The sequence below is a fragment of the Chloroflexota bacterium genome (assembly GCA_016875875.1).
GTDB lineage: Bacteria > Chloroflexota > Dehalococcoidia > GIF9 > UBA5629 > 9FT-COMBO-48-23.
The window spans coordinates 130345-138092 of sequence record VGOP01000006.1; the positions used below are offsets into that span (position 1 = coordinate 130345).

The window sequence follows — 7748 nt, forward strand, 5'->3', positions numbered from 1 at the left end:
GAGGCTAAAACCTTGCAGCATTTCCACTTCAAGCGGGACTACTGACTGCCTTTTGCCGAGAAGCCAATCCCTTTTCCCAAACTACCAAAAGCTGCCCGGCAATGCACAGGGAAGAATAGATTCCAGTAGCGATACCAATGAGAAGCGCCAACACTAAATTATAGGTAGTTGTTCCACCAAGTAGAAAAAGCGCCACTATAACGAAAAGAGTAGCCAGACCTGTATTTAGAGAGCGTCCCATAGACTCGGTGATACCGTAATTTACTATCACTTCAAAGTCGCGGCTCACCCCTCGCTTCAAGTTCTCTCGAATGCGGTCAAAGACAACCACGATGTTATTCACACTGACGCCGACAACCGCTAACACGCCGGTAACAAACAAGGCATCGATCTCAACACCAGCCGCCCAACCCAGAATAGAGAAGACAGCGATAACCACCACCAAATCGTGCACCAGGGCAATAACGGCGCAGGTGCCCCAGCGGAAGGGATTGGGCATCTTGCGGAATGCCCAAGAGATATAGAGCAAAATACCTACCGAAGCCACCACAACAGCAATAATAGTGTTACTCACCGTTCCCCTAGCTACAATTGGCGAAACGCTGTAAAGGCTGCTAACTTCAATTTTGGTATCTAACTCTGTCTCTAAACCTTCCTTTAGCTTTGTGTTTTCCTCAGCAGATATTTCCGGGAGACGAACAAAGAAATCTCCTTCGCCAGCAGGTTGAACAACGGCCCTATCATAACCCAAGCTAGTAAACTCTTGACGCAATGTACTTAGCTCTATTTCCTTATCGAAATGCAAGGTCATGGCAGTGCCACTGCTGAAATCTACTCCCAGCTTAAGCCCGAAAACAGCCAGTGAGATTATACCTGGAATGATTACAATAGCTGAGATTAGAAAGAACCAGTTTCTTTTGCCAACCAAATCAATCATTGTTTCAATACTCCGTAAGCGCCCGGTCTTCTTGCCACGCCAAGTCCCACAAATGTACGTAGAAAAGTTCTAGTAACCACAACCTGTGTAAACATACTCAAGGCCGTGCCGATGAACAGAGTGGTGGCAAAACCTATGACCAAAAAATTGCCGAACGTATTTCCCAACCAGTAAAGGACGGCACAGGCGATAAAGACGGTTACGTTGGCATCAAAGATGGCTGACCAAGATTGGCGGAAGCTCTCCTCTACTGCCGCCCCCAGAGTACGCCCGCGTCTCAGTTCCTCTTTCAAACGCTCGGCCACAAGAACATTCCCATCTACTCCCATACCTATGGATACAATAAAGCCGGCAATACCTGGGAGTGTCAAAACCACCGGAATTAGCTTAAAAATAGCCAGGTTCAATGCTACAAAAACAACCAGCGCCAGACAGGCCACAAAACCAGAGAAACGGTAATAGGCAATCATAAATAGAACCACCATAGCCGATCCGATTATTCCTGCCATCAGGCTTTTCCGCAGAGAATCCTCACCCAATGTAGCCCCGATATCTCTACGTTCAACTACTGTCAGGGGCACATCCAGAGAGCCCGAGTTAAGCTGTATAGCCAGTGTCCTGGCTTCCTCTAGATTTAGCCCAGTAATAACCCCTCTCTCCTTAATCACGGATTGCACTGTCGGCCAAGAGATGGGTTCGCCATCCAAGTATATACCCAGCGGCTTCTGCAAGTTGCGTTGCGTAATCTGCTCAAAGAGAATGGCGCCTTCCTCGTTCCACTCAAAAGCCACTTCAGGCTTATTGGTCTGTGGCTCTAAAACAACCTGGGCATTTGGCTTTAGATACTTGCCAGTGAGTTCCCTTTCTTGCCCATCGCTGCCTTTGGCCTTAGCAACCGCAGTGAACTTGGGCTTACCAGTCTCATCAAACACTAACCGGCCAGACGCATCAAGCTCCATCTCCCTAAAATCAAGCTCAGCCGTCTGACCAATAAGCTTAATCGCCTCGTCAATATCTTTGACGCCAGGAAGCTGGACCAGAACGAAGCTGCCTCGTTCGTTCCGAATTGTCTGAACTATGGGCTCAGTCACACCGTAGGCGTTAACTCGCCGTTCGATTTTGTTTTTCACGCCCTCAATAACGTCAGCATCTGTCTGTGCCGGGTCTTTCTTGGTCAAGTCGATGCTGTAAACTAAATGGCTGCCTCCACTGAGATCAAGCCCCAATTTAAAGTCATCCCTGCCGAATATTCCATTACCCGGCAATATCACCCACAGGGAAAAGCCGAAAAGAATCAGTATGAAAATGAGTAGAGGGGCATTTCCTCTTTTCAATTAATCACCCATTCCTAGTAATTTAAATCGGTTGAAAAATCTCAACAAGCCATACCGCACTGTCTCTTCTCCAATTCCTTACGCACCAGCTCTAGGGCTTCCTCCCTCGTGCTTAACTCCCCAGCCGCTTGAGCCTCTCGCACCTCAGTCAAAAGCCCACCGACCAGACGCCCCGGCCTCAAGCCAAAGATATCGATTAAATCATGGCCATCAATCAACTTGACCGGCAGAACCTCAGCCTCCTGCTTTAAATGCTCGGCCAGTATATAGCTAATTAACTGATTATGCTGCTGCCATTCCTCAATGTCAAGTTTGGGCCCATGAGTAGCCAGATAATCAGCCAGGGCTAGAAACAGGACATCGATTCCAGCCTCCTCGGTATCACGAAAATACCGATAAATAGCCCGGCTGGTAGGCAAGCCATCGTTAGCCATCTGGGCGGGGCGGAGATGGTGATAAACCAGATTCTCCACCAATCTTATCTCCCGACCGCTGAACCGCAGCCTCTCTAAAATCACAGCCGCCATAGCCGCTCCCTGCTTGGTATGTCCCAAAAAACGCGTTCTGCCTGTTTCATCAACCGTCTTGGTCGTCGGTTTGGCAATATCATGCATCAGTGCCCCCAATTTGAGCAGCAGCCTTCGATTGCTGCCGCCGGACACCTCCTCATCGAAATGCTTACTTATCTCCTCCGACCACGGGGTTACTGTCAACAAGTCCTCTTTGCCATATTTCCATAGGTTCTCCCGGAGCAAAAAATCCGCAGCAGCCATCGTCTCTACAGAATGGTCGAAGACGTCCCAATAATGCTCTTTCGGCTGCTTCGCTCCCTTCATCTCCTCCAGCTCAGGAATTATCTCGGTGAGCAAACCTAACTTGTCCAAATAGCGCACCGTCTCACCGGAGCCGGGCAAAGCCAATATCCTCACCAGCTCTTCACGCAGTCTCTCCCCGGGAACCAGCTTAGCCAATCGGCAGTCTTTTCGAATTAAACTTTCGGTTCCAGGCTCGATCTTGAAGCCAAGCTCAGCAGCCAACCTGACACCCCGCAGCAACCTTGCCGCATCTTCCTCGAAAATCCGCTGGCCAACTGCCCGCACCAGCCTCTTCTTCAAATCGCTTTTTCCGGAGAAGGGGTCAATAAGCTGAGGCGACCCCGAAATCAGGCCTTGAAGCTCCACCGCCATGGCGTCAATGGTGAAGTCACGTCGTGCCAGGTCATTTTGGATGCTGTTTGAGAAAGAAGAGAAATCCAGATGCCACAGGTGTTCATCGGCAACAATCACCCTGGCCACCATATTCGCCTCATCCAGCAGCACATACCTGCCGTCAATGGCTCTTGCCACTTCCTGAGCCATATTCAAGGCGTCACCACTTACGGCAACGTCAATATCGGCTGTCTCTCTGCCTAGCAGCCAATCGCGGACAAAGCCACCGACTACATAAGTTGGGCACTTATGTGGGGTGAGAATGGTGGATATTTTGGCCAGGAGGCCAAGCGGGTTTTGATTGATGTCAGGCATAGCCCCAGATTATACCCCGGGGCAGTAAAATTGTAAAGACTAAAGTGTATCGTCTATTAGGCTTTTCTTTGGAAAGGAGAGCCATCCTAAACAGCATGTAGCCACGAGGCTTTAGCCTCGTAGCCAGCGACGGAACAATCTCTGTGGATGGTAGACATAATCGGATTGATTAGCTCCGACTATCTGGAGGTTAAAACTTCATTTACCGCATGAAAAGCATTGATACGCCATTTAACTGCACTGATATCAAGCTCGTCACAGCCATGCTCAATAGCTGCTCGCACCTCGTCATTGACAAAGCCATTGCTATTGTTATCGCTTCCCAAGGCAAAGAGGAGGCCGGTCAACCCGGATACATGAGCTGCAGCCATTGAAGTGCCACTCTTGTTGTCATATCGATTACCAGGCAACGTGGAATAGATGCCCACACCCGGAGCTGCTACATCTACCCAATTACCACGACTCGACCACGAGGCTACAGTATCATTACTGTCGGTAGCTGCCACAGCAATAGAATTGGAGTAATAAGCTGGATACACTACTTTTGTACCTACGAAGTTGCCGGCTGCAGCTACTACAACAGCTCCTTGGCTCCAGGCATAGTCAATTGCTTTTTCCAAGCCTGGCGACGGCTCGGTGCTGACCAGGCTCATATTAATAACCTTGGCGCCATGCTCCACTGCCCAGGTAATACCCTTAGCCGCTGCCGAACCATAAAATCTGCCTTGGTCATCAGCCACTTTGACATTCATCAAACGGCAATTGTATGCCACGCCAGTAACACCCACGCCATTATTTGCCGCAGCGGCAATTATGCCGGCAATATGCGTACCATGACCATATATGTCCTTGGTGGTCGGGCTATCGGTGAAATTAACTTCAGCTATCACCTTGCCAGCCAGGCCCTCATACTCCTTATCAATCCCCGTGTCCAGGATAGCGATAACAATGCTGGCCTCTCCTGATGCAATTTCCCAGGCTTGAGGCGCCATAATCTTCGGGATAGCCCACTGCCTGCCAGAATAGTCACCCTCCGAAGTTGCCACAGCCGCTCTATAACTAACAGACTCAGAGTTGGAAGCAACGACAGCCACAGAGCCTGTCATAGCCTCAAAGCTGTCTGGCAACGCCTGAAAGGGGAGAAAACTTGCCGCCAGGCAGAGGAGAAGTAAAACCGGTAACCATATAAACTTTATTCTGATCATTTCTGTGTTAGTTTATATGGTCTAGTCCGTTTTCGAATCGCCCGTAGGTCACGTTTTGATGTGGTAACTTGGTCACAACACAAACCAGGACTAAGTTCCTAAGCAGCATTCAAGGAGATGCACAGGATAATGGCGATACGCAAACAAAGGCATATTGCCCTTAATGGAGGAAATAAAACTGGTGTGGTACGGACTTATTTACTGCCGTGCTCGGGAGAGGTTTCTTCGTTTAGCCTTTTAGCTAATCCCGCCCTTCTCTGCAATGAACAGAGCAATATCCTCCCTGCTGAATCTGCGGTCACCTCGCGGGCCGATGCGGTATGCCTTCAGTACTCCTCTGTCATCCCACCGTCGCACCGTATTAATATGCACGTTGAGAAGCCGGGCTAACTGTCGCCCTGTTAACATACCGTTTGATTGACTAATACGCGCCATGCCAAAAACTCCTTATGCCTACTCTAAAATCGTCTTAACTACTCTAAATCATCCTAACTACTCTAGATTATCTATATTAACTTTAACTCACTCTATGTCACTACACAATCACCCAAAGGTACCGAATGACATGGTAGATTAGCCCTATACAATTATCACTAAAAAGTCCTTCTAGTAAAAAAGTCCTATACATGGTGAGGTTTTGTTATGATAAGTTACTTGACAATGAGCGCCTTATATGCGATTATGGCCCTACTAAATATTAAATACAATTTAAATACAATTGGGGGGCAATGAAGCGCCGGCCGCAATTTGGTCACTTGGTTGGTGCCGAGCCAGTAGTGAAACCGACCCATTTTTTGTGTCGGTTTCTTTCTCTTTCTTGCACGCAAGAAAAGATAGGCTTAGAGAATAAATTAAAGGCAAAGACTACATGAGAAAAGAAGGCAAATACACTAGATTGTTCCGTGGCCTGGCTGTTACTGTCATCCTCAGCTTACTGCTCTCTATGGGATTGGCCACAACAGCACCACGGCCAGTATCGGCGGGAAATGAGTCTTTCTGGGGCTGGCACCTCGACGATCGCACTGGTGGCTACCCAGGCTGGTTAGGCGACTGGACGGGGGGGGGACCTTGGACCTAACTGGAGAGAGGCCGATTGGGTATCCTATGTGCTGGTATTGGATGGCTACGGCGGAGCGCCTCTGCCTAACATTGATATTGCATTTGACTTCTATGCAAGTAATAAGAATGCTATTTTCGTAGACCTGATAAGAAACTTCTCCTATAAGATTAGAGACCCGTACCCTGGCAGTGGCAAGCCAAACGATGTGTTTCCATCCAATTTCCAAACGTGGCGTACTGGCACTTTCACTCCCACCGTGATTAACCGGACTTTTCCGGTGGGGACTCCCGACGATCAAGCTAACCCTCCAAAACAAGCCTACTGGCGATTAACACCTAATGCTGGACTCCCCGCGATTCCAGCAGGTCAATCAATTGCCTTCTACTTCGAGGCACGTCTTGCCCCCACCTTCATCTGGTGGCAAGCCGGTCAGGAATACAGATTAAACGCCCCTCCTACCAATGCTTTGGGTGGCGACCGCTATGGCCCACCAGTATACCCCACCAACTGGACAGCACCCCACAATGGAGCATCACAAACAAGTGGTTCCAGCGCTCACTTTTACCTTGAGTCGCCAGGAATAGGTCAAAAGAAGATTCCCATTCCCATACCCACTGAACCACCCGGAGTAATCCAAGGCACCAAATACAACGACTTAAATGCCAGTGGCACCAGGGAAATGGGCGAGCCAGGTTTGGGTGGCTGGACTATCAACCTGTTAACAACAATCGACGGCATAACTTTCCCTTTCAGCATCACAACCCTCGTGACCGACGGCAGCTATGCCTTTTCCAACCTGGTGGCTGGCACCTACACTATTACCGAAGTACTTCAGTCAGGTTGGACCCAGACAGCTCCTACCCCCATCCCTCCCGGCAGTTATAGCATCGTCCTAGGCGATGATGATATAGCCTCGGTGAGGGACTTTGGCAACATGAATTGCACCATTCCTGACTGTACCATCACCGCTCCTGCTTCAGTCTGCGCCGGTTCCACCAGCAATACAGCCTCTGTCCCAGATGCCGGAGTAGGCGCTACCTATACCTGGACAATTACTAACGGCACCATCACCGCAGGCCAGGGTACAAGAACCATCACCTGGACTGCCGGCTCAGTCAGCCCCATCACCATCGGCATCACCGTCACCACTAGCGCCGGCTGCCAGTGTACCGGCAGCAAAAACGTCACCGTTAACGCTAAGCCCATCGCCTCCGCCGCCTCTAACTCACCGGTGTGCGAGGGCGCTACCATTAACCTCAGCGGCGGCCCAGCACTTATGGCCTCTTATGCCTGGTATGACCCCAACTTTAACCTTATCGCCAGCACCCAGAACCACGCTATACCTAACGCTACACTGGCGATGGCCGGTAGCTATACCTTGATTGTAAATGACGGCACCTGCACCTCAGATAACGCCACCACCTTAGTCACCGTTAACGCTAAGCCCATCGCCTCCGCCGCCTCTAACTCACCGGTGTGCGAGGGCGCTACCATTAACCTCAGCGGCGGCCCAGCACTTATGGCCTCTTATGCCTGGTATGACCCCAACTTTAACCTTATCGCCAGCACCCAGAACCACGCTATACCTAACGCTACACTGGCGATGGCCGGTAGCTATACCTTGATTGTAAATGACGGCACCTGCACCTCAGATAACGCCACCACCTTAGTCACCGTTAACGCTAAGCC

The 7748-nt window shown here is 49.9% G+C and carries 7 protein-coding genes and 1 riboswitch; of the genes, 2 read left to right on the top strand and 5 right to left on the bottom strand.

The genetic code is table 11. From position 1 onward, the window contains the following. Positions 1-28 precede the first annotated feature (28 nt). From secF to FJ023_06135, 5 genes are all read right to left on the bottom strand, one after another. A complete protein-coding gene (gene secF, locus FJ023_06115) occupies positions 29-937 on the bottom strand; it encodes a protein translocase subunit SecF (protein ID MBM4446912.1) in 909 nt (302 codons plus the stop codon). Continuing rightward, positions 934-2271: a protein translocase subunit SecD gene (gene secD, locus FJ023_06120; protein ID MBM4446913.1), complete on the bottom strand. Its 1338-nt coding sequence runs from the start codon at positions 2269-2271 to the stop codon at positions 934-936. Before secD ends, secF begins: the two co-directional genes overlap by 4 nt. A gap of 41 nt (positions 2272-2312) precedes the next feature. Further along, positions 2313-3794: a CCA tRNA nucleotidyltransferase gene (locus tag FJ023_06125; protein MBM4446914.1), complete on the bottom strand. Its 1482-nt coding sequence runs from the start codon at positions 3792-3794 to the stop codon at positions 2313-2315. Positions 3795-3973: 179 nt separating this feature from the next. After that, positions 3974-4999: a peptidase S8 gene (locus FJ023_06130; protein MBM4446915.1), complete on the bottom strand. Its 1026-nt coding sequence runs from the start codon at positions 4997-4999 to the stop codon at positions 3974-3976. A 237-nt stretch (positions 5000-5236) separates the two neighbouring features. Then, positions 5237-5434, bottom strand: coding sequence for a helix-turn-helix domain-containing protein (locus FJ023_06135; protein MBM4446916.1), 198 nt, complete (start codon positions 5432-5434; stop codon positions 5237-5239). Positions 5435-5711: 277 nt separating this feature from the next. Beyond that, positions 5712-5796: riboswitch (cyclic di-GMP riboswitch) on the top strand. Between the two features lie 71 nt (positions 5797-5867). Between FJ023_06135 and FJ023_06140 the strand changes: the two genes are divergently transcribed. Both FJ023_06140 and FJ023_06145 read left to right on the top strand, forming a co-directional pair. After that, positions 5868-6077, top strand: coding sequence for a hypothetical protein (locus tag FJ023_06140; GenBank protein MBM4446917.1), 210 nt, complete (start codon positions 5868-5870; stop codon positions 6075-6077). A 28-nt stretch (positions 6078-6105) separates the two neighbouring features. Next, a partial coding sequence (locus FJ023_06145; protein ID MBM4446918.1) for a hypothetical protein occupies positions 6106-7748 on the top strand: 1643 nt, incomplete at its 3' end.

Coding starts and splice junctions, on each gene's coding strand:
- FJ023_06140 (MBM4446917.1), top strand. CDS start 5,868: ATGAGAAAAGAAGGCAAATACACTAGATTGTTCCGTGGCCTGGCTGTT.
- secF (MBM4446912.1), bottom strand. CDS start 937: ATGATTGATTTGGTTGGCAAAAGAAACTGGTTCTTTCTAATCTCAGCT.
- FJ023_06130 (MBM4446915.1), bottom strand. CDS start 4,999: ATGATCAGAATAAAGTTTATATGGTTACCGGTTTTACTTCTCCTCTGC.
- FJ023_06125 (MBM4446914.1), bottom strand. CDS start 3,794: ATGCCTGACATCAATCAAAACCCGCTTGGCCTCCTGGCCAAAATATCC.
- FJ023_06135 (MBM4446916.1), bottom strand. CDS start 5,434: ATGGCGCGTATTAGTCAATCAAACGGTATGTTAACAGGGCGACAGTTA.